Below are 23,143 nucleotides of genomic sequence, written 5' to 3'. Positions count from 1 at the left end.
ACTTAAAGAGACGAGAATAAGTTGTCAATCCCTATCGGGTAACTAGTATTTAGAGGCCCGCGTCAGGCACCGAACCGGCGGTGGCGCGCCGCGTACGAGCGCAGCGCCCGCAGGAAGTCGACCTTCCGGAACCCGGGCCAGTAGACGTCGCAGAAGTGCAGCTCGGAATAGGCGGCCTGCCACAGCAGGAAGCCCGACATGCGGCGCTCACCGCTCGTGCGGATGACCAGGTCCGGGTCGGGCTGGCCGCTGGTGTACAGGTGCGCGGCGATCTGCTCGGCGGTCAGGCGCTGCGCGATGTCGTCGATGCTGTGCCCGGCGCGCCCCTCCTGTTCGAGCAGGGACCGGACGGCGTTCACGATCTCCTCACGCCCGTCGTACCCGATGGCGATGGTGAGGTGGGACGTCGCGCCGATGTGCCGGGTCCGCTCCTCGGCGAGCTTCAACGCGTGCATGGTCCTGTCCGGCAGCACCTCGAGCCGCCCGGCCAGATGCACCTGCCACGGGCTCCTCGGTCGGGTCAACCGTTCGGCGACGACCTGCTCGATCATCCGCATCAGGTTGTCGACCTCCGCCGAGTCCCGCTTGCGCAGGTTGTCCACGGAGGCGACGAAGACGGTGATGTGCCGGATGCCGACCTCGGCGCACCAGCCGAGCACCACGTCGAGATGCTCAGCGCCGTACCGGTGCCCGACCTTGGCGTCGTCGAAGCCCATCTGCCGCGCCCATCGGCGGTTTCCGTCCATGACCATCGCAAGGTGCCGTGGCAGGGCGGCACCGGCCAGCTGGGCGCGCAGACGCCGCGCGTAGAGCGCGTAGGCCGCGCCCATGAAGGACTGCACCATGTCCAGGACCCAACCACGGCCGGCGCGCGGCGGGCCCGCCGTTCATCCGTATCTGCACAGGGCTTTCACCGCACGCACACATCTCGCGCCGCGCCCTCCGGGCGCCGTGTCAGGTAGGCGACACGCCCGCCGGTATCTACCGGGGCCGCCGGCCGTCCTGCTTGCACCGGACACCACGCGCCGGCGCCACCCCCGCCGATCGATGAAGGGAGCAGCCATGCCTGAACCGGGCATCGTCGAGGCCGCGACCACCGCCCTGCTGGACTGGGTGGGCGGCGCCGGGCTCACGGCCCGCCCAGGCCCGCCCGGCGACACCGGCAAGGCAACCGACCGGCCCACAGACAAGCCCACAGACAAGCCCACAGACAAGCCCACTGACAAAGCCACTGACAAGGCCACCGGCAAGGTGGCCGACGTGCACGTGTGGCTCGTCGCGCTGCTGCCCGAGCAGGGCCTGCGCCCCAATACCGGGCTCGACCCGATCCGGTTCCGGATGCGGTTCCTGCTGGCCACCGCCCGCGCCGACGACGTCGCGGCGCTCGACCGGCTGCTCACCGCCACGACCACCGGCCCGCACCTGCCCGTCTTCGAGGAGGTGCCCGCCCACGTCTGGCAGGGCGCACCGGCCCGGCCGGCGTTCTTCGTCGACGTCCCCGGCCACCTCGACCGTCCCGTGCCCACGGCGCCGCGGGTCACCGCACCGCTGCGGATCGAGACCGCGCCGATGCGACCGCTGCCCGGGGTGGTCCTCGGTCCCCGCGACACGCCCCTGGCGGGCATGCGGGTCGAGACCACCGACGGCACCAAGGCCACCTACAGCGGCGCCGACGGCACGTTCGTCCTGGACGGGCTGCCCGCGGGCCGCACCGTCCGGCTGCTGCTGTCCGGCCGCGGCCTGCGATTCCACCACAACGTCACCGCCGATGCCGCCCTCCCGGCGGTCATCCGGTGCGAGATCAAGGAGGCATGACATGCCCTACTACGCGTCTCCCGGCGTGTACGTCGAAGAGGTCAGCGGCGGTGCCCGGCCCATCGGTGCGGTCGGCACCAGCACCGCCGGTTTCGTCGGCACCGCACCGGACCGCGACGCCCGGCGCCACGAGGCCGTCGCCGTCGGCAGCTGGTCGGAGTTCCTGCGGATCTTCGCCGGCAACGACGAGCCCGCCGGTACCCCGCTGTCCCGCGCCGTGTACGGGTTCTTCGACAACGGCGGCGGCCGCTGCTACATCGTCAACATCGCACCGGGCGAGCCGATCGCCGGCGTCGGCCGCACCCGCTCCGGGCTCGGCCTGCTGGAGGCGATCGACGAGATCGCGATCGTCGCCGCACCCGGGTACACCGACGTGCTGTCGCACGAGGACCTGCTGAAGCACTGCGAGAACCTCGGCGACCGGATGGCGATCCTGGACCCGCCGGAGGAGATCACCGACGTCGAACGGCTCGTGCGGGTCGCCACCGCCCCCGCGCCGAAGAAGCCGAAGGCACCGGAGAAGGACGGCCAGCAGCCGCCGCCCACCCCGCCGACCCTGGACGACGGCGGCCTGCGCCCCCGCAACAGCGACTACGGCAGCTTCTACCTGCCGTGGCTGGTCGTCCGCGACCCGCTCAACGGCGACGTCGTGACGACCCCGCCGAGCGGGCACGTCGCCGGCGTCTGGGCCCGCAACGACGGCCTGCGCGGCGTGCACAAGGCACCCGCGAACGAGCCCGTCCGGGGCGCGGTCGACCTCGCGTACCGCGTCACCCGCGCCGAGCAGGACCTGCTCAACCCGGCCGGGGTCAACTGCATCCGGTACTTCCCGTCCGAGGGCATCCGCGTCTGGGGCGCCCGCACCCTGGCCGCCGAGGCGTCGGAGTGGCGCTACCTCAACGTCCGCCGGCTCTTCTCGATGCTGAAGGAGTCGATCGGCGACGGCACCCGCTGGATCGTGTTCGAACCCAACGACGAGCAGCTGTGGCGCTCGATCCGCCGGGACATCAGCGCGTTCCTGACCCGCGTCTGGCGCGACGGTGCGCTGATGGGCTCGACCCCGCAGCAGGCGTTCTTCGTCAAGTGCGACGCGGAGACCAACCCCGCCGAGGTCCGTGACGCGGGCCAGGTCGTCGCCCTGATCGGGGTCGCGCCGGTGAAGCCGGCCGAGTTCGTCGTGTTCAAGCTCAGCCAGTCCTCCATCGGTACCGAAGCCCAGTAAGGGAGCACCTCGATGACCGCACCCGTCCCGACCCCGTCGGCGCAGCCCGGCAACTGGGTCGACCCGTATCGCGCCTACAACTTCAAGCTCCTCATCAACAACGTCACCGAGGGCCATTTCACCGAGGTGGGTGGGCTCGGCGTCAAGGTCGAACGGATCTCCTACCGGGAGGCCGGCAACAACAGCGTCGTGCGGGCCATCCCGGGCCGGGTCACGTATCCGCCGGTGACGCTGCGCTTCGGCCTGACCAACTCCGCGGACCTGTGGAACTGGCTGATGACCGCCGTGGACGGCAAGGTCAACCGCCGCAACGTCTCCATCGTCATGCTCGACGCCGCCGGGGTCGCCGAAGTACTGCGCTGGAACCTGATCAACGCCTGGCCGCAGGAGTGGTACGGCGCGCCCCTGGACGCCATGAGCCGCGAACTGGCCATCGAGACCCTGGTGCTCGCGCACGAGGGACTGCAGCGGGAGGCCGGCGGTGGCACCGCGGCGGCTGCGTAACCTGCTCGCCGGCTGCCTGCGGTGGGCCTCGGCGCGGGCCGCGGCGGTCGCCGCCCGGCCCGCCCCCGACCCGGCACCGACCGCCCTCGACGCCGCCCCGGGCGCCGGGGAGCGGTCGGTGCCCGGGGCGCCGGAGCACTGGCTGAGGACGGTCCGGCAGGGCGCACCGCACCTGCTGAGGGCCACACCGCCACCCATGGCACGGCCCCCCGGCCCGGCCACCCCGGCGCCGGTCGCTCGACCGTCCACACAGGACGGTGGTGCTGCGACGCCACGGCCCCACCATGGGCGGACCGCGACCGGTCCGCGCCACGACACCACCGCACAGCTGCCTGGGCCTGGTGCCCAGGGCGGGAAGCCGCCTGCCGTTACCCCCGTTGCGGCAGCGGACCGGGCGGCACACTCCCCCTTTGCGGAGGAGTGTGCCGTGCCGGCCCCCGTTCGCCCGGCACCGCAGGTCCACCCGGACCCGCCGGCCCGAGCGACGGCACCGCGGGATCACACCGACGACGCGGCGGTCGCACCCGCCGTGCCGCGGCCGCGCCCGGCGGCTCCCGAAGTCCGGACAGCCGCCCCAGATGTCCCCGGCGGGGCAACGAATCCGACGACGGTCCGCCGCCCCGACCGGGCACCGGGCACCGTGACACGCAGCCCCGGCCCAGTGGTGCTCCGGTGGCCCGACCTGCCGGACTCCGCCCGCATCGCGTGGGAGCCGGCTCCACCACAAGCCGCTCCACCACAAGCCGCTCCACCACAAGCCGCTCCACCACAAGCCGCTCCACCACAAGCCGCTCCACCACAAGCCGCTCCGACAGCGCCCATCTCACGAGGCACCACTCCCCCGAACCACGCCACACCCGAGCCCACCCGGGCGCGCAGTGCGCCGCAACCACCGCAGGCCCGGCGGGAACACGCACGGCCGCCCGCCGGACCGCACCCGGTCCAGGAGCACGTCATCGGCACCGGGCGCTGGCCGCGCCTCGACGGCGAGGGCACCGGCGGCGCGCCGGTCCAACCGGCACGGGACGCGCCGGGCGACGAGGACGGGCGGCACGAGGTGTGGCCGCCACAGGGCCGCCGTACACCGGCCGCAACGACGACCCGGGCACCGATGCGGTGGCCGGAACTGCCGGACGACACCCCGCAGTGGCGGGTCACGCCGCGACGCGGCAGCGAGGGCCGGATCCGCCGGCTCGACGAGGAACAGCGAGGACTGCCATGGAACGCGTAGCGTTCGTCGTCGACGACACCGGCGAGCGGATCGACTGCCTGCTCAACCCCGAGACGTTCGAGGTCAAACGGCTCGCCGGGATCAGGGCGCCCCTCGCCGGCGACGAGCGGCTCGTGGGGCGCGGCCGCACCGACGACCCGGTGCGGTTCACCGGTGGGGGCCGCACCGAACTGCTGCTGGACATGGTGTTCGACGTCGCCCTGGTCGAGTCGCGATCGGCCCCGCAGGACGTTCGGGAGCTGACGGCGAAGCTGTGGAACCTGGCGGAGAACTCCGCGGAGGAGTTCGGCGCGGTCCGGCCGCCGCTGATCCGGCTGGTGTGGGGCCGGTCGTGGAACGTGCCCGGGGTCATCGCCGCGATCGCGGAGCGCTTCGACGCGTTCGGCTCCACCGGCGCGCCGGGACGGTCGTGGATGCGGCTGAAGCTGGTGCGGGTCGACGAGCCGAAGCACACCGGCGCCGGCGACTTCGACGAGGAGCTGGCCCGCACCGGCGCCGGGGCGGCACCGGTCACGGCGCCCGCCGCGGTGCAGGCGCTCGGCGACGGCACGACCGCCGAGGGCAGCGCCGGTGCCAGGATGGACCTGCTGGCCGCGGAGTCGCTGGGCAGCCCGATGCGGTGGCGGGAGCTCGCCGAGCACAACGGTGTCGACGACCCGTTCGCGGTCGCGCCGGGCCGGGTGCTGTCGGTGCCGGCGCAGGGCGGTGCGACGTGATCCCCGCGGTGGACGTGACCGCCGCCGAAAGGGCACTCCCCGACGGCTGCCGGGTCGTCGGGGTGCGGGTCACCAGCCGGCTGTCGCAGCCGTCGCAGTGCGAGCTGACCCTGGACGACCCGCAGGGCCGGGCCCTGGACCTGCTCGGCGAGGCCCTCGTCGTGCAGGTGGCCGGGGACGACGGGCCGCTGTTCACCGGTGAGGTGACCGGCGTGGGGCTGACCCGGACCGCGGACGGCACCACCGAGACCAGGGTGACCGGGTATGACCTGCTGCACCGGTTGCGGGCCCGGCAGACGGTGCGGTCCTTCGAACACCTCGACGCGGAAGACCTCGCCAAAGCCGTCGCCGGGGACCTGCCGGGGGTGCGCGTCGTCGGCGGGGGTGACGGGCCGCGGTTCGAGCGGGTCGTCCAGCACCGGCAGCGTGACCTGCAGCTGTTGACGGACACGTTGAGCCGGGTCGGGTTGTTCGCCGTCCTGGACGGTGCCGACCTGCGGGTGCTGACCCTGCAGGGGTACGGCGAGCCGGTCGCGCTGCGCTACGGCCGGGACCTGCACCACGTCGAGGTGGCCGCGGGCATCGACCGGCTCGCGGCGCGCTGCGAGGCCCGGGGCTGGCATCCGCAGCGGGCGGCGGCGTTCACGGAGACCGCCGGCCAGCCGCGCCAGGGCCGCGACATCAAGCTGCGCCCGGACAGCCCCGCGCCGCTGACGCTGGTCGACGAGTCGGCGCGGACCGCCGAGGAACTCCGCGCCGTCGCGCAGGGCGCCCTGGACGCCAGCGCGGCCCGGGCGGTGACCCTGGACGGGGTCGCGGCCGGCTCGGCGGGGTTGCGGGCCGGGCGCCGGATCACGGTGCGCGGGGTCGCCCCAGCGCTGGACGGCACCTACGTGCTCACCGAGGTGGTGTCCACCGTGGACGCCGACGGCTACCTGGCGGCGGTGTCGACCCGGCCGCCGGCGCGGGAGGTGACCCGGTCCGCGACATCGCTGACGCTGGGGCGGGTGACCGCCGTGGACGACCCCGACGGCTGCGGCCGGGTCCGGGTGGCGTTGCAGGCGCACGGCGGTCTCGACGCCGGCTGGGTGTCGCTGCTGGTGCCCGGCGCCGGCGACGGCAAGGGCCTGGTGCTGCTGCCCGACGTCGGCGACTCGGTGCTGGTCGCGCTGCCGCACGACGCGTCCGGCGACGCGGTCGTGCTCGGCTCGCTGTTCGGCACCACGAAGGCACCCGACGGCGCCGGGGTGACCGGCGGCGGGGTGAAGCGCTGGTCGATGCGCACCGCGCACGGGCAGTCGATCGTCGTCGACGACACCGAACGGTCCCTGCGGGTGGAGACCGCCGACGGCAGCTACCTGCAGCTGGCGCCCGACGTGGTGCGGCTGCACGCCGCCACCGACCTGGTCCTGGAAGCGCCCGGGCACGGCATCACGGTCAAGGCCCGCTCGGTCGACTTCGAGCACGCCATCATCGCTGTCCCCGGAGGTCTGACATGAAACTCGTGACGGTGCGGGCGGTCGTGCGCTGCGGCCACGACGGCCGGGTGCAGAACGTCGCGTCGCAGCACTGGGTCACCGTCGGCGGCGACGACGTGCTCGTCGACGACGACCCGCAGGGCCGCGCGGTCACCGGCTGCCCCAACATCGGCCCGACCATGAAGCCGTGCACCACCACCCTCGCCGTGCAGTCCGGGTACAGCACCTGGATCCGCGTCGACGGCGACCGGGTCGCACTGTCCAGTGTGGACGGACTGACCGACGGCACGGTCCCCGGCACGGTGCACTACACGGTCCGCGATCCAGGGCAGACGTTCGTGGGGGCAGACGCATGAGCGGGCCGGAGCGCAGCGCAGGAGCCGCGAATCGGCATGACAGGTTGAGCTCATGCCGGCGCCGGAGCGCAGCGGAGGTGACGGCATGAGAGCGATCCGGTTCGCTCCGGCGCTCACCGCGGCCGGGTCGCTGTCCATGGTGGACGGTGACGCCGCGGTCCGGCAGGCGTTGCTGCTGCTGCTCGCCACCACGCCCGGCGAGCGGCTGATGCGGCCGCAGTACGGCTGCCATCTCAACCGGCTGCTGTTCGCCCCCAACGACCACACCACCGCCGGCCTCGCCGTGCACTACGTCCGGCAGGCGGTCCAGCGGTGGGAGCCGCGCGCGGAGATCGTGTCGCTGGACGCCGCGGCCGACCCCGACGTGGCGACCCGGCTCAACATCCAGCTGCGGTACCGCGTCCGCGCCACCCTCACCGCCGCCGTCCTCGACATCCCGCTGGACCTCAGTCCCGCGGCAGACGGGAGCCTGTCATGACCCTGCCGATCCCGAACCTCGACGACCGCACGTTCACCGACCTCGTCCGCGAGGCCCGCGACCGCATCGCCCGCTCCTGCCCCGGCTGGACCGACCTGTCGGTGCACGACCCTGGCATCGCCCTCGTCGAGGTGTTCGCGCACCTCACCGAGGTCCTGCTGTACCGGCTCAACCGGCTGCCGGACAAGGCCTACATCGAGTTCCTGAACCTGCTCGGCATCACCCGGCACGCGCCCGCGGCGGCGTGGACAGAGCTGACGTTCACCCGCACCGGCGGCGACCCGGCCCGGATCACGATCCCGGCCGGCACCAGGGCCGCCGCCACGCAGGGCGCCGACCCGCAGCCGGTGGTGTTCGTGACCACCGAGTCCGCGGTCCTCGGCGAAGGCCAGACCGAGGTCACGGTCCGGGCGCACCACTGCGAGCCCGTCGCCGCGGAGCTGCTCGGCCTCGGCACCGGCAGGCCGGGCCAGGTGCTGCGCACGGCACGGGCGCCGATCGTCACGACCACCGAGCACCTCGACGTGATGCTCGGCGTGCAGACTCCGGCCGAGGAGGTCGGTGACGGCGTCCCGGCACGGGAGCACGACGGCCGTTCGTTCGTCATCTGGCAGCCGGTCGCCGGATTCGCCGGGGTACCGTCCGACGCGCTGGTCTACCAGCTGGACCGCAGCACCGGCACGGTCACGTTCGCGCCGGCCGTCGACGCGGGCGGGGCAGCGGTCGCGGCGGTGCCGGCGGCGGGCCGGGAGGTGCGGATCTGGTATCGCGTCGGCGGCGGCGCGGCCGGCAACGTGGCCGCGGGCACCGTGACCGCGCTGCGGGACCCGGTGCCGGGGGTGCGGGTCGGCAACGCGAAGCCCGCGTTCGGCGGCCGGGACCTGGAGCCCGTCGACGCCGCGCTGACCCGCGGCCCGTATGAGTTCTTTGCGCTGCGCCGGGCGGTGACCGCCCGCGACTTCGAGCTGCTCGCCACGGCCGCGTCGGCGGCGGTGGCCCGGGCGACCGCGTTCACCCGCAGCACCATGTGGTCCTTCGCCCGGCCCGGCGAGGTCGAGGTGGTCCTCGTCCCGCACGTCGGCGCGGAGTCGCGGCCCGACTGGCGGCTGCCGGTGGCGAAGCTCCAGGAGGTGCAGGGCGAGGACGTGCGGCTGCTCACCCAGCAGGACCTGGAGGCCCGGCGGGCGCTCGGGACCAGGGTCGTGGCCGGGTGGGCCCGCTACAAGCCGGTGTCCGTGCGGGCCCGGGTCGTGGTCGGCGACCACGAGGACGTCGACGCGGTCCGCCGCCGGATCAACGACCGGCTGTACGCGACGATCAGCCCGCTGCCGACGCCGATGACGCAGACCGGCTGGGCGTTCGGTGAGCCGCTGCGCGCCTCCAACGTCTACCGGATGCTGGAGTCCGCGGAGCCCGGCGTGCGCTACGTCGACGACGTGCGGTTCGTGGTCGACGAGGCACCCGCCGGCATGGTCCGTTCGGTGGTCGCCGACCGGTTCCAGGCCGGCACCTGGTACGCCGGCTGCGGCGAGGTCGTGTTCCGCTCCACCAACGGCGGCGCCGGCTGGGAGCCGGCCGGGCGGTTCCCGGACGAGGAGGTCCGGCGGGTCGTCGCGGCCCCCGCGCCGAACCGGCCGGGGATCACCGCCCGCCCCGGCCTGGTCGCCGCGGTCACCCGCACCGCCGACGCGGCCAGCGCCCTGCACGTCTCCACCGACCTGGGCGAGACGTGGGTGCTGGTCGCGGCGCTGGAGCCGGCGATCGCCGACGTCGCGTGGGTCGACCGGGAAGGCGTCGCGACGCTGCTCTGCGCGACCGACGCCGGCCTGTACGAGGTGCCGGCCGAGCCCGGTGCGGTGCCGCTGCAGGTCCTCGTGGACAACACCGACCCGGGCCGCGGCTTCTCCGGCGTCCGCTCGTTCGTGTCCGAACGAGGTGCCCACGGCGTGGTCCTCGCCGCCCAGGCCAAATACGGCGTGTACCTGTCCACCGACAGCGGCACCGCCGGCACGTTCAGCCACGTGGGGCTGCGCGGCGTCGACGCCCGGGCGATCGAGATCCAGTACGACGGGCCGAGCACGGTGCTGTGGATCGGCGCCGGCGAGTCCGACCCGGCCCGCCCCGGGCAGGGCTGCCACCGGGCCCGGCTGTTCGAGGCCGACGTGCGCTGGGAGCAGCTCGCCGCCGGCTGGACCGGCGGCACCTGCTGGGACCTCGACTTCGCCGGGACGGCGGTGCTCGCCGCGACGCAGAGCGCGGGAGTCCTGCGACTGGACACCGCCAGCAAGACCCCGCAATGGGAAGCCGCCAACGTCAACGGCGGCCTGCCGCTGCGGGACCGGACCCGGTTCGAACCGGTCGCGTCCCTGGCCACCGGCACCCTGAACGGCCAGGACGGTCCCGTGCTCGCCGGCGGGCCGCGGGGCGTGTACCGCAGCGACGACGCCAAGGCATGGACGTTCACCGCCGACCGGGAGACCCGGCAGCCGGTGACGATCCCGCCGACCTGGCTGCTCTGCTCCGGCGAGCACGACGTCGAGGTGGTGCGTGCCAGTGCGACAGCCTGACATCGCGCGGCTCCTGCCGGCGGTCTACCAGGCCGCCGCGCAGCCCGGCAGCGTCCTGGTGGCGCTGCTGGACGTCATGGAGACCATGCACGCGCCGACCGAACGGCGCCTCGCCGCCGTCGACGAACTCTTCGCCGCGTACCGGGCCCCGGAAGGGTTCCTGCCGTTCCTCCTGCGGTGCGTCGCAATGGACCACATCGGACGGTCGCTGCCATCCGGCCGGCAGCGCGACCTCATCGCCCGCGCCGGCGAACTGGCCCGCAGCCGAGGCACCGGGGCCGGCCTGTGCGCGCTGCTGGAGACGGTGACCGGCGTGGCCGGGTTCGCCGTCGAGGAACCCGCGGACCAGCCGTTCCACGTCGTCGTGCGGGTCCCCGCCGGCGCCCGCGACCAGCTGCCGCTGATCCGGCTGGTGGTGCAGCAGGAGAAACCCGCCGCCGTCACCGTCTCAATTCCCTAGAAGGAGCCCTTGTCATGTCCACGAAGTGGGTCGTCACGACCGCCGCCGAACGCATCGTCCTGGACGACGCGAAGCAGGGCGGCACCACCTTCACCGTCACCAATCCCGGCAAGGCCGCGGACCGGGTCGTGTTCGAGCCGGTGCCCGGCACCGACGCGGACGGATCCTGGTTCACCGTCGACGAACCGCAGCGCCGGGTCCTGCCGGCCGCGTCCGCCTCGTTCCTGCTCAAGGTCCACGTCCCGGCGGACGCCCGGCCCGGCGCCTACGAGGTGCAGGGCCGCGCCTACTCGGCGGACTCCGCACCGGAGGAGTCCTCGGTGCTCAGCGGCCGGGTCGTCTTCGACGTCGCGGCCCCGCCCGCACCCCAGAAACGCCGGATCCCGTGGTGGATCATCGCGATCGCCGCGGCGCTGGTGGTCATCACCGTCGTCACGGTCACCCTCGTGCTCACGCTCGGCGGCGGCGAGGACAAGACCGCGCTGCCGGCGGCGTCGGCGACGGCCGCGGCCCCGACGTCCGGGCCGGTCCCGGTGCCGGACCTGGCCCGGCTGAACGAGACCCAGGCGCTGTTCGCGCTCAAGCAGGCGGGCCTGGTCGCCGGCACGATCAAGCACAAGCAGGACCCGTCCCGGCCGGACACGGTCATCGAGCAGAGCGTCGCGGCGGCCAAGACCGTCGCCGCCGGCACCGCCGTCGACCTGGTCGTCGCGGTGAAGCTGTCCCCGCCGGTGCTGAAGACCCCGCCGAACGAGAAGCTCAAGCAGATCGACGGCAGGCTCGTCTGGGAGCAGCCGGAGGCATACGTGACCCGCTGGCTGCTGTCGATGTCCGAGACGGTGTGCGTGCAGGGCGGCGCCATCCCGTACAGCTGCCTCAACTTGCCGGTGGTGTGGACCCGCACCGACACCAAGTCCTACGCACCGTCGCTGCGGGCCGCGCAGGCGCTCGGTCTCGCCCCGGCGAACGCGATCGTGAGCACCACCGGCGCGTTCATCTGGACGGTGTCTGCCGTCGACGACTTCGGCGGGTCCGGCCCGACCGCGGTCGTGCTGCCCGCCCAGATGGTGCCGTGATGGACCGCCAGACGAAGCTCGCGATCGCGGCCCTCGCCGTGGTGACGGCGCTGTTCGCCGGCGCCGCGGTGAACGGCCCGGACGACGACGGCGACGCCTTGCGGCATCCGGGCGGACTCGTCGAGTGGTTCGGCGCCAAGTTCGCCAAGACCCCGGCCGCCGACCCGGCCGACCTCAGCGCCGCCTGCCGCGCCGGTGACACATTCGTCGTGCGCGACGGCACCTGCGTGCTGAAGGTCGCCGCCGCCGGCAAGGGCCGCCGGACCGTCCGCCTGCGCACCGACAGCGACGTCGGCGTGCAGGCCCCGGCCCCCGGCCAGGACACGCTCGTGCGCAGCGACGCCAAGGCCGGCGACACCGTCACGGTGACCGTCGGTGACACCGCCACCGACATCGACCTCATCTGTGCCGGTGACCGCACCTGCACCCTCACCCTCGTGCGGGAGGACTAGCCATGGAACGCCTCCGAACCCCCTTCTTCATCGTCGCCCTGGTCGCCATGGCCCTGGTCGTCTGCGTCGAGCTCGGCGAGCAGCTGCTGGTCGGCGGCTTCGACGCCGGCTCCGCCCTCACCGACAACGCCGCCGCCCTCGGCGCGCAGGTGCCGGCCGGCGGGCACGTCGAACGCCCGTCCGGGGTGGGCATCCCCTACCTGGCGCTGCTGGACTTCGCGGCCCTGTTCACCGTCGCGCTGATGGCGGCGGGCCTGGTCGTGCCGCCACGGCTGCACGGGCGGCTGCAGGGCGTCGTGACGCTGGTCGTGGCGATCCTGCTGATCCTGGCCGCGATCGGGCTGATCCTGCTCGCGGTGGCGAAGCTGGTGCTCATGGTCGCGCTGCTGCTGGCGTTCCCGTTCGGCACGATCGCCTACCTGATCCTGTTCGGCTCGTTCCCCCGCGGGACGGCCACGGTCATCCTGTCGCTGCTGATGTTCCTCAAGCTGGTCTTCGCCGGTTCGCTGGTCGCCGCCCAGCCGAGGTTCCTGCAGAACAAGGGCCTGGTGCTGCTGACGCTCAGCTCGCTGCTGTGCAACGTGGTGGTGACGTTCCTGCACGGCCTGGTGCCCGGGGTGCTGGTCAGCATCACCGACGCGGTCGCCGGGATCGTGGTGGGGATCGTCGCGCTGATCTGGGCCGTGGTCCTGCTCGTCGGTGCCGTCGTCGGCATCGTCACCGCGGCCCGCGCCACCGCAGACACCGCCCGCACCACCGCGGCCGCCGCCGCACTGCCGGCGACCTGAGGCGCTGCCGTCAGCGTCGGCGCCTGGTGTACGGCACGTGCCCGGCGGGACAGGCGAGCGTTGCCTGCCCCGGCACCTGGCGGGCCACCCGCGCCCGGCCGCAACCGCTCAGCCGGCCCCGTAGCAGACGAACCCGGCGCTGCTGTAGCGGTCGTCGCCGTCCGCGGCGAGCTGGGCGGCGGCGAGGGCGGCCGCCTCGGTGCACCCGGTCCCGAGCCGCTTGTGGAAGTCGGTCATCAGGGTCCGGGTGGCCGCGTCGTCGACCGGGCCGGTGCTGGCCACGACGGTGCGGGTGCCGAGCTGCAGCAGCGTGCTGGTCAGGCCGAGCAGCTCCTCACCCGGGTGCACCGCGGACAGGCCGGTGTCGCAGCCGGACAGCACCAGCGTGCCCGGGGCCCGGTCCAGCACCGACAGGTCGTACATCGTCAACGGGCCGTCGGTGAGCCGCAGCGCGGAGAACAGGGCGTTGTCGGAGCGGAACTGGCCGTGGCAGGCGATGTGCCCCATGCCGGCGCCGTCCAGGGCGCGCAGCACGTCGGCGACGACCGCGCCGGGCCCGGCGAGCAGCCGCGAGCCGGGCGAGACCGCCGCGATCCCGGTGACCTCCCGCAGCGCCTGCGGCGGGTCGGCGGCACCGACGAACACGGCCGGGCCGGTCGGGCGGGGCGTGCGGTGCGCCCGCCACCACGTCGCCGCCGACGGGGTGACCCGCACGGCCCGGCCCCGGCAGCGCGGCAGCAGCGACCACGACAGCGCCTGCAGCTGCCCGGTCGGGGCCAGCACCAGGTCACGGTCGCCGACGAGGTCGTCCAGCGGGGCGAGCAGCATCCGGTCGAGGTTGGCGGCGGCGTGCTCGGCCGCGAGGGTCGCCGAGGCGCGGTGGCCGCGGCCGGTGACGAGCCGCCGCTGCGCGAACCGCAGCCCGTCCAGCTCGTCCAGGACCGGCTGGACCGGGCCGAGCGGCCGGTGCGTGACCCGGCCGCCGACCAGGACGAGGGCATGCAGGCACGCATCGACGGCGAGCAGGTCGACGAACGCCAGGTCCCCCAGCGCCGCGGTGAGCACGTCCAGCGGCGGGCCCGCGGCGGTCGCCTCGTCGGTGCCGTGCGCCTGCCAGGACCGGCGGCGCACCTGCTCCTCCAGGTCGCGCTGGCGCTGCAGGAGCCGGCCGGTGTGCGCGGCGCCGATCGGCGCGGCGGCCAGGTCGGCGTGGACGCGGCGCAGCCGGGCCAGGTCGCGGGCGATCACCGGGTCGCCGCTGGGCCGCGCCGGCGGCAGCCACAGGGTCGCGGCCCGGCACCGCTGCGACCACTGCAGCAGCTGCTCGGCCGGCTCATGCGTGACGGCCAGCCGCAGCCGGAACGCGGCCAGATCGGCGACGGTGCCGCCGCTGCGGACCCGCAGCTCGGTGGCGCCGAGGCTGGCCCGGTGCGCCTCGAACTCGCGCAGCCCGGCGTCGGCGCAGCGGGCCGCGGCGGGTGCGTCACCGCCGGCGAGGCTCGCGACCGCCCGCAGATGCCACCAACGGGCCCGCAGCGCGGCCGGGCCGCGGCGGGCGGTGCCGGCGGCGCGCGCCAGGCTCTCCGCGGCGCCGGGCCCGTCACCGACGGCAAGGGCGAGCTGTGCGGCGTCGAGCCACGACTCGCAGCCCGGCAGCAGCCAACCGGCGGCGGTCAGCTCCGCCGCGACCGCCCGGACCGCCCGCAGCGTGCCGCGGTCCGCCCGGCCGGTGCCGATGACCGCGCACAGCTCCACCGCGCGGGCCCGCGCCGCCATCAGCAGCCGTCCCTGCGCGGTGAACGCCCGCCGCGCGGCGCGGGCCGCGTCACGGGCCTCGGCGGCGCTGCCCCGGGCCAGCACGATCCGGGCGAGCAGCAGTTCCGCCTCGCCGCGGAAGGTGTCGAGGCGGCCGCGCCGGCAGATGTCGACGGCGTCCTGGGCCGCCTGTTGCGCCTCCGGCAGCAGCCGGGCGGAGCGCAGCAGCTCCGCGAGGTCGAGCAGGGCCTCGACGGGCAGCCCGGCCGCGCGGGTCAGCACCACCCGGGCCCGCTCGTATCGGGCCAGGGCGAGCGGGACGTCGCCGGCCTGTGCGGCGATGAACCCGAGGTTGTGCTGGACCTGGGCGGCCGCGGTGGGCAGGTCCAGGTCGGCGTAGATGGCGGCGGCGGCGCCGAGGTCGGCGGCGGCGAGGCGCTGGCTGCCGTGGTAGCTGTGCAGGATCGCCCGGTTGTTCAGGGCCCGAGCCTCCCAGAGCCGGTCGCCTTCGCGCCGGAAGACCCGCAGCGCCGACCGGTAACCGGCCATGGCCTCCTCGTCGTGGCCGAGCCGGCGAAGGATGAGCGCCCGCTGCATCACCGCCCGGCCCCGGCGCAGCCCGCGCAGGCTGCGCAGCGCGACGTCGATCTCGCGGACCGCGGCGGCGGGCCGGCCCAGGTCGTCCAGGACCAGCGCCAGGCTCATCCGCGCCTCGGCCGCCAGGGTCATCCGGTCGTGCCGCTGCGCGACCCGCAGCGCCGCGCGCAGGTGCCGGGCCGCGGCCTGCGCGTCGTCGGCGGAGCGCGCGGCCAGCCCCAGCGCCCGGTGCGCCACCGACGTCGCGTCGGGGTCCTTCGCCCGCCGGGTCGCGGCGAGGGCCGCCACGGCCAGGGCACGGGCCTCGTCCGGGTCGGCGGCGACCGCCTCGACGGCCCGGGTCGCCAACGTCAGCGCGGATGACTGCGGGTTCACAATCGCCGATCCTGCCATCGACGGGAACTGTCGTGTACCCGACGTATCGGCGGTGTCACTCGAACGTCACGTTGAACATGACTGACTTCGAAGGTGGACGCGTGGACCAGACCCGGCGCCTTGAGCGTTGGCGGCAGCGGCGGGCGGCGCACCTGGCCGGCCTGCAGTGGCTCGGCACCGAAACCACCGGCGGGCAGCCGGTCCGCTATGTCAGCGGCGAGCTGCTCGTCGTCGACGAGCACTACGACGACGCCCGGCGGGTCGTGGAGGGCCTCGGGCACCGCGCCGCGGAGGTGACGACCGACGAGCCGCTGCCCGGGGTGCGGCGGCTGCGGGCGCCCGGCCTCGACGCGATCCGCGCGACCCGGCGGACCCGCGAGCGGGCGTCCGACGGTGGCGCCGCCGGGCCCAACCATGTGCTGCTCGCTTCGCCGTTCGAGCAGGGCGGGCCGTTCGGCCGGCCGGTCGCGGCGGCGGCCGCGGCGATCCCGCAGTCCCCCGCCGGCGACGGCGCCGCCCGCGTCGTGGTCATGGACACCGGCGTGTGGGCCGACAGTCCGCTGCCGGTCAGCCTGTACCGGGTGGGCCTCAGCGACGTGGAGACCGACGTCGACGTCGACCGGGACAACATCATCGACTCCGACGTCGGGCACGCCAACTTCATCGCCGGGGTCATCCTGCAGGGCACCCGCCACGCGCAGGTCCGCATCGTCAAGGTCCTCGACACGTTCGGGGTCGGCACCGAGCTGGAGCTGGCGCTGCGCATCGCCGCCCTCACCGACGTCGACGTGCTGAACCTGTCGCTGGGGGCGTACACCGTCGACGGCGAGCCGCCGGTGCTACTGCGCTGGGCACTGAACCGGTTCCTGCTCGGCCGGGACCGGGTCGTGGTGGCCGCGGCCGGCAACGACGGCGTCACCGACCGGCCGTTCTGGCCCGCCGGGTTCGCCGGCGCCGGCGTGCCGTGGCGGCAGCAGGTCATCGCGGTCGCCGCCCACGACGGGCGGGTGCTGTGCCCGTGGAGCAACGGCGGCCCGTGGGTGACCCTCGCCGCGCCCGGCGCGGACGTGGTCAGCACCTACATCCACCACCCCGACTACGGCACCGGCTGGGCCGCGTGGAGCGGCACGTCGTTCGCGACCCCGCACGTGGTCGCGCTGATCGCCGAGCACACCGCATCCACCGGAAACGTGATTTCGGCGGCGAAGCAGGTGACGTCATCCTCGCCTCGATCGATCGGCGGGTACGCTGCTGTGCTGTGACGGCATTCGATCCGACCATCGCCCTGATCGAAGCCGCAGACGGCGACCAGCGAGCCTGGGACGCGCTTGTGGCCCGCTACTCCGGACTGGTCTGGGCCGTCGCGCGCAGCTTCCGCTTCAACGATGCCGACGCCAGCGACGTGTTCCAGGCGACCTGGTTCCGGCTGGTGGAGAAGCTCGGCCAGATCCGCAACGGCGACGGTCTCGGCTCGTGGCTGGCCACGACCGCCCGCAACGAGGCGATCGACATGCTGCGCCGGCGCGGCCGGGAATCACCGGCCGACGTCGCCGAGCACCTCGACCGGGCACCCTCCACCACGGACCTGCCGGAGGAGGAGGCGCTGCGCTCGGAGGAGCACCGGCTGCTGTGGCAGGCCGTGAAGCGGCTGCCGGAGCGGTGCGGGCGGCTGCTGCGGGCCATGGGGGCACACCCGGCGCCCAGCTACGCGGAGCTGGGCGCGGCACTGGACATGCCGGTCGGCAGCATCGGCCCGACCCGCGCCCGGTGCCTGGAGACGCTCCGCGGCCTGCTCACCGGCGAGCCGTCGGTGTCAGGCCCGACGGGGCAGCGGACTCTTGGTGAACGGAGGCAGGCATGACGCACCCACGTTCGGGTGAGGACCTCGGCGAGGCCGTGACGCGGATGTTCGTCGCCGCCGACCCCGTCCCCGCCGGGCTGCTCCAGGCCGCGTCGGCCGGCCTCGCCTGGCGCGACCCCGACACGGCCCTGGCCGCGCTGCTGCTGGACAGCGCCGTGGCAGGCGTCGCCGCCGGGGTGCGCGCCGACCCCGACGACAGCCAGCCGCGGCTGCTGAGCTTCGAAAGCGGCGACACCGTCATCGACGTCGAGGTCATCGTCGACGGCACCCGGGTCCGTCTCGTCGGCCAGGTGAGCCGGCCCGTCGTGGCCCCGGTCCACGTCCGGCACGCTGGCGGCGAGTGGTCCGGCGCCACCGACCGCCTCGGCCGCTTCTCGGTGCCGGACCTGCCGGTCGGCCCGCTGCGCATCCGGTGGGGCCCGGCCGACCCGGACACCGCCGCGGTCAGCACCGCCACGTTCCTCACCTGACCTGCGGCGCCGGCGGATCGATCACTCGCCGGCGCCGGGTCGGGTGCTACGGCGCCCAGGGGCCGTCGACGGACCAGGTGGTGTCGGCGGCGAAGTTCGCCGGGTTGTCGAACGGGTTGGCGTTGCTGGTGGCGGCGACGCGGCGGCCACGGTCCTGGTGAACCGGCGGGCGAGGTGCGCGAAGGCGTGCGTCAGGTCCTCGGGGCCGACCACCTCGATGTCGGCGTCGAACCGGGCGACGGCGGCGGCGAGGCTGGGCCACGACCACGATCCGAGTGTGACCCGGCAGCGGTCGGGGCCGAGCTCCTCGACGACGCCGTCGCGGGTGTAGCTGGCCACGGTGGCGGCGGGCAGGTCGAGGATCACCGTGCCCTGGCAGGGCCAGCCGCCGGAGGTGTCGGCGGAGCCGCGGAACTTGCCGATGACGTAACCGGCGACGTCTCCGCCGGGCAGCGCGCGTGGGGTGAAGCGGGGGCCGTTCGGGGTGCGCGGGACGATCCGGTCGGCGCGGAAGACGCGCCAGTCGCCGCGGTCGAGGTCCCATCCGACCAGATACCAGCGCCCGTCCCAGGTGATGACGTGATGCGGCTCGGCGCGCCGCGGCGGCCCGTCCACGGTCCCGGCGCCGGTCCTATCGCCGGTCCCGGCGCCGGTCCCAGCGCCGTAGTCGAACCGCAGCACCTCGTGGGCGCGGGCGGCCGCGCTGATCGCCAGGAGCACGCCGCCGTCGACCGGCGCGGCCGTCGTGCTCGGCCGCTGCACCGCGGTGACCCGCAGGGCGTCGACGCGGTGCCGCAGCCGGGTGGGCATGACCTGCCGGATGGTGGTCAACGCCCGCGCGGCGGCCTCCGCGAGACCGTTGCCGGGGGTGGTGGCGGCGACCTGCAGGGCGACGGTGAGGGCGACGGCCTGCTCGTCGTCGAACAGCAGCGGCGGGAGCTCGGCACCGGCGCCGAGCCGGTAGCCGCCGTCGGGACCTTTCACGGCGGCGATGGGATACCCGATCTCGCGGAGCCGGTCCACGTCGCGGCGCACGGTGCGCAGGCTGACGTCCAGGCGTTCGGCCAGCAGCCCGCCCGGCCAGTCCCGGCGGGCCTGCAACAACGACAAGAGCGCCAGCAGTCGGGCGGAGGTCTTCGGCACGCATCCGATTCTGCCCGGAGTAGGTGCCACACCCTGGCACCTACGCTTGCGAATCTTGGTCGCGTACCCAGGTCAACGCATGCCTCGACAGGAGCCGTCATGAGCATCACCACCACGACCCACCTGAACTTCCGCGGCGACGCCCGCCAGGCGCTGGAGTTCTACCAGTCCGTGTTCGGCGGCCGGCTCACCCTGGTGACCTACGCCGACGCCCACAGCGTCTCCGACCCGGCCGAGGCAGACCAGGTCATGTGGGGTCAGGTCCAGGCGGGCAACGGCTTCCACGTCATGGCCTACGACGTGCCCGGCAACCAGTCCTACAGCCCCGGCGACAAGCCGGTCTTCGTCTCCGTCCGCGGCAAGGACGCCGACGAGATCACCGCCCACTGGAAGGGCCTGTCCCAGGACGCGACCGTCGTCCAGGACCTCGGACCGGCCGGCTGGGCCCCGCTCTACGGCATGCTCCGCGACCGCTTCGGCGTGACCTGGGTGCTCGACGTCGCCGTGGAGTACACCGGCTGATCCCCCGCCGGCCGGTCGGTCCTCGTGGCCGGCGGCCTGGGCGGCACCCGCCGCGCCGTGTGAGGCTCTGCGGGTGTCTGGTCACGAGCTCGTCACCCTTGCCACCGCGTCCGGGGCCACGTTCGCCTTGGCGGTGCTGTCCGCGGTCGCCGGGTTCGGTGGCGGGGTCCTGCTGCTGCCGGTGTTCACGGCGCTGTTCGGGCTGCGGGTGGCGGTGCCGATCCTCACGCTGACCCAGCTGTCGAGCAACGGATCCCGCGCCTGGCTCAACCGCCGCGACCTGCACTGGCCGCTGGTCGGCTGGTTCGCCCTCGGCGCGGTGCCGTTCGCCGTGGGCGGCGGGCTGCTGCTCGCACAGGCGCCGCTGGGCCCGCTCAAACGGCTGCTCGGCGGGCTCCTGATCGCGATGGTGCTCTGGCGGCGGCTCGACCCGAGTCCCCGGCGTCCACCGGCCGGCGCGTTCGCGGCGGTCGGTGCGTCGTCCGGGCTCGGTTCGGCGCTGCTGGGCTCCGTCGGCCCGCTCACCGCCCCGTTCTTCCTGGCGTACGGGCTGACCCGAGCGGCGTACATTGGCACGGAGGCGGCCAGCGCGCTGGTCCTGCACCTGTCCAAGATCGCCGGCTACGGGGCGGGCGCGCTGCTGACCCGCGAGGTGCTGCTGTACGGCGTCGCGTTGACCCCGGCCGCCCTGCTGGGCGCCTGGGTCGGCAAGAAGCTCGTCGGGCGGATCAGCGACACGGTGTTCGTCATCCTGGTGGAGACTGGACTCGTGGTGGCCGGCGGGCTGTTCCTGGCCGGACTGTGAGCCGGCGTGCCGCCAGAAAGACGTGCCGTCAGGACGTGTCGTCAGGCCGTGTCGTCAGGAAAGGGAGCCCGTGAGCGCGCTGCCAGCACCGCCGTACTCGTTCAATGGTCTGCACCACACCCAGCTGGCGATCCCACCAGGTGCCGAGGACCAGGTCCGGGCGTTCTACGGCGACATCCTCGGCATGACGGAGCTCGAGAAGCCGCCGGCGCTCGCCGCCCGCGGCGGTTGCTGGTTCCGCAGCGGCGCCCTGGAGCTGCACTTCGGCGTCGAGCAGGAGTTCACCGCGGCCCGCAAGGCGCATCCCGGCCTCCTGGTCGCCGACATCGACGCGCTGGCCAAACGGCTGACCGACGCCGGCGTCACGGTCGACTGGGACGGCGACTTCCCCGGCCATCGTCGCTTCTACGCCTTCGACCCCTTGGGCAACCGGCTCGAGTTCCTCGAACCGGAGCCGGGCGTCTGAAGCGACTGAGCGGAAAGCAGCACCGCCGACACCAGGTGTCGACCCGGGACGAACACGACCGGGAGATGCGACTCGGCCTCGACCGTGACGAGTCGTCGGCCCCGGTGCCGGTAGCATCGGCGGCGTGACCCTGGTGGCTCCGACCCTGGAGCGCCTTGCGCACTCCGTCGAGGTCTTCAACGGATATGCGAACGCGGACCGGACCTGGCACGAGTTCGTCGCGCAGACGGTGCCAGGCGCGGACCTCGGCCGGGCCGACCACCGCCGGCTGCTGCACCGCTGGCTCAATTCGTGGGGCTGCCGCATCCGGTATCCGCGCGACGGCGAACCCGACCTGTTCGACGACGGGCTGGCCGCCTGGTGGGACGCCTTCGGCGCGACCCTGCCGGCCGGACCGCTACGCCTGGCCGGCGACGACGACCTCACCGCACTCGGCACCGCCTACGCCGCACTGGCGGCCGCACCGGCCGGACCCAGCCGCACGCTGGGACCGACCGCGGCCGCCAAGGCCCTCTATGCGCTGCGCCCGGACACCGTGATGCCGTGGGACGCCGCCATCGCGGTCGCCCTGCACGGCGCACGCGACGGCGCGGCCTACACCCGGCACCTCACGCTCGGGCGCGCCTGGGCCGCGGCCCTGGTCGCCGAGGCGGGCGTCGACGACGCCGAGCTGCCCGCGTTCCTCGGCCGCCCCGGCGTGTCGCTGGCGAAGATCCTCGACGAATACACCTACGTCTTCATCACCCGTCAGCACGATGCCCAGTGGCCGAGGTAGCCCGGCCCAGGGCGTGATCGGCGAGGATCCGGTTGTGGCCGCGGGCGAACAGCACCCGGCCCGAGCCCATCACCCGCTGCGCCAGCGCCTGCGCCGCCTCGGCCACCACCGGATCCTGCAGCACCGCGGCGATCTCGTCGTAGGGCCCGCGGACCATCATCTGGTCCTCACCCGCACCGTAGTAGTCCGAGTCCACGAACTGCAGGTGCGGATACCGCTCCTGCGCTACCGTACGCCGGCCGAACCCGGACTCCAATGTGGACTTCTCGACGATCATCAACGCGTCGACCGGCGAGCCGGGCGTCTTCGGCAGGACCTGATAGATGACCACAATGTCGGTGGCCCGCATGGTCAGCGCCGACAACCGCCCGGGGGTCGTGCCCGGCAGGCATGACAGCGCCCAGTACTCCCCCTCGCTCTTCGCCGCGTCGACGATCGCCGCGGTGACGTAGGCGGTCGCGACCTCGACGACCGGCTCGAAGAACTCGCCCCTCGCCAGCCGGTCGTATTTGCGCTGCATGGTCATGCCGCTGCTGCCGGCGCCGGCTTTGCGCATCCGAACGTCTCCTGCCGTCGTCGTGCGCCGGGCGTGGCGCACGCGGCGTGCACTGTCCGCCCTGGCCTTCCTGGAATGCCTTCTTGGAATGCCATTGAACACGCTCGTCACCCGGCGGCGGGCCCGGCGAACAGCTCGACCAGGACGGTGAGGCGGTCCGGCTCGCGGCCGGGGCGGAGGCGGCCGTGGCGGGCGAGGTCGGCGAGGCCGTGCAGCGCGCTCCACAGCGTCTCGGCCCGGGTCTCGTCGCCGCCGACGACCGCGGCCAGCGCCGCGAAGCCCGCCCGCAGCTGCTCCGGCGCGGCCGGCGTGGCGAACGCCAGGTCGGTCGGCCCGGAGAACATGGCCTCGTAGACCGCCGGGTGCTCCTGGGCGAACGCCAGGTAGCACTCGGCCACCGGTCGCAGCCGGAGGTGCGCGGGAACGTCCGGGCCGGCGCCGGCGAGCGCGGCGGCGATGTGGGTGAAGCCCTCGAGGGCGACCGCGCGCACGATGCCGTCGCGGCCGTCGGGAAAGTGGCTGTACAGCACCGGCTGGCTGAACGCGATCGCGTCGGCCAGGCGCCGGACGGTCACCGCGCCCCAGCCCTCGACCTGGGCGATCTCGCGGGCGGCGGCGACGATCCGGTCCCGCCGCGCCGCCCGGGCGAGCTGGGCCTTCGTGGGTGGCTTCACA

Annotated in this window: 24 protein-coding genes; 19 read left to right on the top strand and 5 right to left on the bottom strand. The window is 74.3% G+C overall.

The genetic code is table 11. From position 1 onward, the window contains the following. Nucleotides 1–62: 62 nt before the first annotated feature. The gene (gene uppS / locus AB0K00_RS17345; protein ID WP_363521811.1) at nt 63–845 is read right to left on the bottom strand and encodes a polyprenyl diphosphate synthase; all 783 of its coding nucleotides are present in this window, start codon (nt 843–845) and stop codon (nt 63–65) included. A gap of 217 nt (nt 846–1,062) precedes the next feature. Between uppS and AB0K00_RS17340 the strand changes: the two genes are divergently transcribed. The 12 genes from AB0K00_RS17340 (at nt 1,063) to AB0K00_RS17285 (ending at nt 13,143) form a co-directional block, all read left to right on the top strand. Then, nucleotides 1,063–1,815, top strand: coding sequence for a hypothetical protein (locus AB0K00_RS17340; protein ID WP_363521809.1), 753 nt, complete (start codon nt 1,063–1,065; stop codon nt 1,813–1,815). Between the two features lies 1 nt (nt 1,816). Beyond that, nucleotides 1,817–3,037: a phage tail sheath C-terminal domain-containing protein gene (locus tag AB0K00_RS17335; RefSeq protein WP_363521807.1), complete on the top strand. Its 1,221-nt coding sequence runs from the start codon at nt 1,817–1,819 to the stop codon at nt 3,035–3,037. Nucleotides 3,038–3,049: 12 nt separating this feature from the next. Further along, nucleotides 3,050–3,541 carry a phage tail protein gene (locus AB0K00_RS17330; RefSeq protein WP_363521804.1) on the top strand — a complete coding sequence of 164 codons (492 nt, stop codon included), beginning with the start codon at nt 3,050–3,052 and terminating at the stop codon, nt 3,539–3,541. A 1,218-nt stretch (nt 3,542–4,759) separates the two neighbouring features. Then, nucleotides 4,760–5,488 (top strand): hypothetical protein, encoded by a 729-nt coding sequence (locus tag AB0K00_RS17325; RefSeq protein WP_363521801.1) that lies wholly within the window; start codon nt 4,760–4,762, stop codon nt 5,486–5,488. Next, nucleotides 5,485–6,987, top strand: a complete 1,503-nt coding sequence (locus AB0K00_RS17320; RefSeq protein ID WP_363521799.1) for a phage baseplate assembly protein V — start codon at nt 5,485–5,487, stop codon at nt 6,985–6,987. The genes AB0K00_RS17325 and AB0K00_RS17320 overlap by 4 nt, the downstream gene beginning before the upstream one ends. Further along, entirely contained in the window at nt 6,984–7,322 is a 339-nt protein-coding gene (locus tag AB0K00_RS17315) for a hypothetical protein (RefSeq protein WP_363521798.1), read from the top strand. Before AB0K00_RS17320 ends, AB0K00_RS17315 begins: the two co-directional genes overlap by 4 nt. Before the next feature lie 85 nt (nt 7,323–7,407). Next, nucleotides 7,408–7,800, top strand: coding sequence for a GPW/gp25 family protein (locus AB0K00_RS17310; RefSeq protein ID WP_363521796.1), 393 nt, complete (start codon nt 7,408–7,410; stop codon nt 7,798–7,800). Further along, nucleotides 7,797–10,367, top strand: coding sequence for a baseplate J/gp47 family protein (locus tag AB0K00_RS17305; protein WP_363521794.1), 2,571 nt, complete (start codon nt 7,797–7,799; stop codon nt 10,365–10,367). The genes AB0K00_RS17310 and AB0K00_RS17305 overlap by 4 nt, the downstream gene beginning before the upstream one ends. After that, on the top strand, nt 10,354–10,827 hold the full coding sequence (locus AB0K00_RS17300) for a phage tail protein (protein WP_363521791.1): 474 nt from the start codon (nt 10,354–10,356) through the stop codon (nt 10,825–10,827). The genes AB0K00_RS17305 and AB0K00_RS17300 overlap by 14 nt, the downstream gene beginning before the upstream one ends. 14 nt (nt 10,828–10,841) lie before the next feature. Continuing rightward, nucleotides 10,842–11,903 carry a PASTA domain-containing protein gene (locus tag AB0K00_RS17295; protein ID WP_363521788.1) on the top strand — a complete coding sequence of 354 codons (1,062 nt, stop codon included), beginning with the start codon at nt 10,842–10,844 and terminating at the stop codon, nt 11,901–11,903. Beyond that, entirely contained in the window at nt 11,903–12,355 is a 453-nt protein-coding gene (locus AB0K00_RS17290; protein ID WP_363521785.1) for a hypothetical protein, read from the top strand. Before AB0K00_RS17295 ends, AB0K00_RS17290 begins: the two co-directional genes overlap by 1 nt. 2 nt (nt 12,356–12,357) lie before the next feature. Then, nucleotides 12,358–13,143: a hypothetical protein gene (locus AB0K00_RS17285; RefSeq protein WP_363521782.1), complete on the top strand. Its 786-nt coding sequence runs from the start codon at nt 12,358–12,360 to the stop codon at nt 13,141–13,143. A 108-nt stretch (nt 13,144–13,251) separates the two neighbouring features. Here AB0K00_RS17285 and AB0K00_RS17280 read toward each other — a convergent pair whose 3' ends face one another. Further along, the gene (locus AB0K00_RS17280) at nt 13,252–15,888 is read right to left on the bottom strand and encodes a CHAT domain-containing protein (RefSeq protein WP_363521780.1); all 2,637 of its coding nucleotides are present in this window, start codon (nt 15,886–15,888) and stop codon (nt 13,252–13,254) included. An 83-nt stretch (nt 15,889–15,971) separates the two neighbouring features. Between AB0K00_RS17280 and AB0K00_RS17275 the strand changes: the two genes are divergently transcribed. Genes AB0K00_RS17275 through AB0K00_RS17265 form a run of 3 tightly spaced genes read left to right on the top strand, consistent with a single transcriptional unit; the run spans nt 15,972 to nt 18,201 of the window. Then, complete coding sequence (locus AB0K00_RS17275; protein WP_363521777.1) at nt 15,972–17,132, top strand: S8/S53 family peptidase; 1,161 nt, start codon at nt 15,972–15,974, stop codon at nt 17,130–17,132. Further along, the gene (locus AB0K00_RS17270; RefSeq protein ID WP_363521776.1) at nt 17,129–17,731 is read left to right on the top strand and encodes a sigma-70 family RNA polymerase sigma factor; all 603 of its coding nucleotides are present in this window, start codon (nt 17,129–17,131) and stop codon (nt 17,729–17,731) included. Before AB0K00_RS17275 ends, AB0K00_RS17270 begins: the two co-directional genes overlap by 4 nt. Then, complete coding sequence (locus tag AB0K00_RS17265; protein ID WP_363521773.1) at nt 17,728–18,201, top strand: hypothetical protein; 474 nt, start codon at nt 17,728–17,730, stop codon at nt 18,199–18,201. The genes AB0K00_RS17270 and AB0K00_RS17265 overlap by 4 nt, the downstream gene beginning before the upstream one ends. 21 nt (nt 18,202–18,222) lie before the next feature. Here the strand turns inward: AB0K00_RS17265 and AB0K00_RS17260 are convergent, their stop codons facing one another. Then, nucleotides 18,223–19,344: a YafY family protein gene (locus tag AB0K00_RS17260; RefSeq protein ID WP_363521770.1), complete on the bottom strand. Its 1,122-nt coding sequence runs from the start codon at nt 19,342–19,344 to the stop codon at nt 18,223–18,225. Nucleotides 19,345–19,443: 99 nt separating this feature from the next. On the opposite strand from AB0K00_RS17260, the gene AB0K00_RS17255 reads away from it, so the two are divergent. The 4 genes from AB0K00_RS17255 to AB0K00_RS17240 all read left to right on the top strand — a co-directional run bounded on the left by AB0K00_RS17255 (nt 19,444) and on the right by AB0K00_RS17240 (nt 21,912). Further along, on the top strand, nt 19,444–19,866 hold the full coding sequence (locus AB0K00_RS17255; protein WP_363521767.1) for a VOC family protein: 423 nt from the start codon (nt 19,444–19,446) through the stop codon (nt 19,864–19,866). A gap of 73 nt (nt 19,867–19,939) precedes the next feature. Beyond that, on the top strand, nt 19,940–20,671 hold the full coding sequence (locus tag AB0K00_RS17250) for a sulfite exporter TauE/SafE family protein (protein WP_363521765.1): 732 nt from the start codon (nt 19,940–19,942) through the stop codon (nt 20,669–20,671). Between the two features lie 70 nt (nt 20,672–20,741). After that, complete coding sequence (locus tag AB0K00_RS17245; RefSeq protein WP_363521762.1) at nt 20,742–21,137, top strand: VOC family protein; 396 nt, start codon at nt 20,742–20,744, stop codon at nt 21,135–21,137. Nucleotides 21,138–21,261: 124 nt separating this feature from the next. Then, nucleotides 21,262–21,912 (top strand): hypothetical protein, encoded by a 651-nt coding sequence (locus AB0K00_RS17240; protein ID WP_363521759.1) that lies wholly within the window; start codon nt 21,262–21,264, stop codon nt 21,910–21,912. Here the strand turns inward: AB0K00_RS17240 and AB0K00_RS17235 are convergent. After that, entirely contained in the window at nt 21,878–22,468 is a 591-nt protein-coding gene (locus AB0K00_RS17235) for a hypothetical protein (RefSeq protein ID WP_363521756.1), read from the bottom strand. The two genes, AB0K00_RS17240 and AB0K00_RS17235, sit on opposite strands and share 35 nt — an antisense overlap. Nucleotides 22,469–22,575: 107 nt before the next feature. Continuing rightward, a complete protein-coding gene (locus AB0K00_RS17230; RefSeq protein ID WP_363521753.1) occupies nt 22,576–23,142 on the bottom strand; it encodes a TetR/AcrR family transcriptional regulator in 567 nt (188 codons plus the stop codon). Nucleotide 23,143 lies beyond the last annotated feature (1 nt).

The sequence above is a fragment of the Dactylosporangium sp. NPDC049525 genome (assembly GCF_040676755.1).
Classification (GTDB): Bacteria; Actinomycetota; Actinomycetes; order Mycobacteriales; family Micromonosporaceae; genus Dactylosporangium.
Note: the sequence above shows the minus strand (reverse complement) of the source record. Positions and strands in the feature narration are given on the sequence as shown.

Coding starts and splice junctions, on each gene's coding strand:
- uppS (WP_363521811.1), bottom strand. CDS start 845: ATGGTGCAGTCCTTCATGGGCGCGGCCTACGCGCTCTACGCGCGGCGT.
- AB0K00_RS17340 (WP_363521809.1), top strand. CDS start 1,063: ATGCCTGAACCGGGCATCGTCGAGGCCGCGACCACCGCCCTGCTGGAC.
- AB0K00_RS17335 (WP_363521807.1), top strand. CDS start 1,817: ATGCCCTACTACGCGTCTCCCGGCGTGTACGTCGAAGAGGTCAGCGGC.
- AB0K00_RS17330 (WP_363521804.1), top strand. CDS start 3,050: ATGACCGCACCCGTCCCGACCCCGTCGGCGCAGCCCGGCAACTGGGTC.
- AB0K00_RS17325 (WP_363521801.1), top strand. CDS start 4,760: ATGGAACGCGTAGCGTTCGTCGTCGACGACACCGGCGAGCGGATCGAC.
- AB0K00_RS17315 (WP_363521798.1), top strand. CDS start 6,984: ATGAAACTCGTGACGGTGCGGGCGGTCGTGCGCTGCGGCCACGACGGC.
- AB0K00_RS17310 (WP_363521796.1), top strand. CDS start 7,408: ATGAGAGCGATCCGGTTCGCTCCGGCGCTCACCGCGGCCGGGTCGCTG.
- AB0K00_RS17305 (WP_363521794.1), top strand. CDS start 7,797: ATGACCCTGCCGATCCCGAACCTCGACGACCGCACGTTCACCGACCTC.
- AB0K00_RS17295 (WP_363521788.1), top strand. CDS start 10,842: ATGTCCACGAAGTGGGTCGTCACGACCGCCGCCGAACGCATCGTCCTG.
- AB0K00_RS17290 (WP_363521785.1), top strand. CDS start 11,903: ATGGACCGCCAGACGAAGCTCGCGATCGCGGCCCTCGCCGTGGTGACG.
- AB0K00_RS17285 (WP_363521782.1), top strand. CDS start 12,358: ATGGAACGCCTCCGAACCCCCTTCTTCATCGTCGCCCTGGTCGCCATG.
- AB0K00_RS17280 (WP_363521780.1), bottom strand. CDS start 15,888: ATGGCAGGATCGGCGATTGTGAACCCGCAGTCATCCGCGCTGACGTTG.
- AB0K00_RS17265 (WP_363521773.1), top strand. CDS start 17,728: ATGACGCACCCACGTTCGGGTGAGGACCTCGGCGAGGCCGTGACGCGG.
- AB0K00_RS17255 (WP_363521767.1), top strand. CDS start 19,444: ATGAGCATCACCACCACGACCCACCTGAACTTCCGCGGCGACGCCCGC.
- AB0K00_RS17235 (WP_363521756.1), bottom strand. CDS start 22,468: ATGCGCAAAGCCGGCGCCGGCAGCAGCGGCATGACCATGCAGCGCAAA.